Source organism: Leptolyngbya sp. CCY15150, from assembly GCF_016888135.1.
In the GTDB taxonomy this organism is placed as follows: domain Bacteria; phylum Cyanobacteriota; class Cyanobacteriia; order RECH01; family RECH01; genus RECH01.
In genome coordinates this window covers 1-2,179 of sequence record NZ_JACSWB010000060.1, presented here as the reverse complement: position 1 = coordinate 2,179, position 2,179 = coordinate 1, and the positions used below count along the sequence as shown (strand labels likewise).

Below are 2,179 nucleotides of genomic sequence, written 5' to 3'. Positions count from 1 at the left end.
GACATGGGTAGAACGACCACTCAGCTTGCCCTAGTCTAAAATCGACTCAGCGTTGACCCAACGTTGCTTTAGATTCTCTTTATAAATTAGCTCTAAGACCCACGTCCGCCTCTTCAGGACGCTAAAAACGCGGTGTGTTCTCCTGCAACCTGGCTCAACTCTGCAGGAGTGCCTGTCGCTTTGAGTTGACCGTTATCTAGGAAAACCAACCAGTCAGCCCGCTTCACCACCTGAGGGCGATGGCTAATGATCAGAGTGGTTTTGCCTTGACGATGTTGGATCAAGCGATCCAGAATTTCGGCTTCGCTCACAGGATCAAGGGCTCCCGTCGATTCATCTAAAATCAAAATGGGTGGGTTACTCATCAGGGCACGGGCGATCGCCAGCCGTTGCTTTTGTCCACCCGATAAGTTAGCGCCGAACTCTCCCAGTACCGTCTGATACTTATCGGGTAACTGATTAATAAACTCATCTGCTCCAGTAATCTCACAGGCAGAGATAATATCTTCAAAGCTGGCGTAGGGAGAGCTAAGGCGAAAGTTTTCAAACACCGAACGGCTCCAGAAATGGGGCTCTTGGGGAACTAAAATAACCTGCTGTCGCAGACATTCAAGGGGTAAGTCACTCTGGTTGTATTTACCAAAGCGAATATTGCCAGATTGTAGGGAGTAGAGCCCGGCAATGAGCTTCGCTAGGGTGCTTTTGCCACAGCCCGATTGGCCAATAGTAGCCGTGACCTGGCCACCGGGAATCGTTAGAGAAAATTCTCGAAGTAAATCCACTCGTCCAGGATGGTGAAAGGTAAGATTATCACAGATAATATTGCCATCAGCAGGCAGGTCTACCCAAGGCTTAGTGACAGCATCAACCGTTTCAGGAGTTGCGTCGATGATGGAGCCCAGTCGTTCCAGAGCCGTTTTAGCTCGGGCAAATTCATCGATAAAGCCAATGACGCTACCCGTAAAGCCTGTAAGGTAACGATAGAGGGCGTTAAACGCCAGCAGTTGACCAATAGTGAGGGTTTGCTGAATCACCAACCAGCCACCGAACCAGAGGATAGCGATCGCCCCCGTTCCTGCCACTAGGGTCGAGGTGAAATGGTTCAAAATGGCAATCTGCATCGTGCGAAAGGTGACATTGGCTAAACGCCCAAACCGGCCCTGCAACTCATCCCAGGCCTGAGATGTGCCGTGACTGGTTTTCAGGGTCATAGCCCCTTTGAAGTTTTCCACTAAGAGCCCCTGGTTTTCGGCTTCAGTGACCAGGACATCACGGGTTTTGCGCTGCAGGGTAGGAAAAAAGAGCAGGCTGGGTAAGGTCATGAGGATGGCGATCGCTACAGCAGCCAAGGTTAGCTGCCAGCTATAGATCACCATCAGCCCCAGGGAAACCAGGGCAATAAAAAACTCACTGGGCAGGCTGATCACTACCTGAGAGACTAAAAAGTTGACCTCGCGAATATCACGCAGGCGACTGACCACTTCGCCACTGCGGTGAGATTCGTAGTACGCCATCGGTAGACGCAGCAGTTGCCGTCCAAAATCGAGCATCAGCCCCAGTTCTAGCCGCTGAGCAAAGTGGGTAATCAAATTGCTCTGAATGAGCTGTAGGACGCTGCTAAAGGCAATGAGCGCCAGGGTACCCAGGGCTACGGTGGTAAGCAAATCCGCATCGCCCCGTACCAGCACCTCGTCGGTGAGAAGCTGGATCACCAGGGGCAGTGCCAGAGCTAACAGCCCCACCACCAAGTTCAGTAACAGCGCCTCAGCTAGCAGACCCCGATAGGCCCAAATGCGCCGCCGAAATCGTCCAAAACCTTGAATTTCATCGTTGGGCTGGGCGTCAAAGCGCGCATCGTCGGGAATGAGCAGCAGCATGACGCCATTGCCCCAGGCCTTCATCAATTCCCCTCGGGATAAATATCGTACCCCCACCGCCGGATCGGCCACCACGTATTGCTTGCCTCGGCAACCATAAAGCACGACCCAGTGGTAGCCCTGCCAGTGAATGATGGCGGGCAGGGGCACTTCTTCGAGGCGATCGATCAAGTCCGGTGATGCTTTGACCGGGCGAGCATCAAAGCCTAGGGCGTGTTTTAAAACCTTTTGGCATACTGGTAAGTAGTGTAGCTACCTGATAGATGTCCATGACTAACCAATCCCTCAGAACTATCCGCCGA

At 52.5% G+C, this 2,179-nt stretch carries 1 protein-coding gene; it reads right to left on the bottom strand.

The annotated features are described in order from the left end of the window. Nucleotides 1-113: 113 nt before the first annotated feature. The gene (locus tag JUJ53_RS00275; protein ID WP_239124657.1) at nt 114-2,048 is read right to left on the bottom strand and encodes a peptidase domain-containing ABC transporter; all 1,935 of its coding nucleotides are present in this window, start codon (nt 2,046-2,048) and stop codon (nt 114-116) included. Nucleotides 2,049-2,179 lie beyond the last annotated feature (131 nt).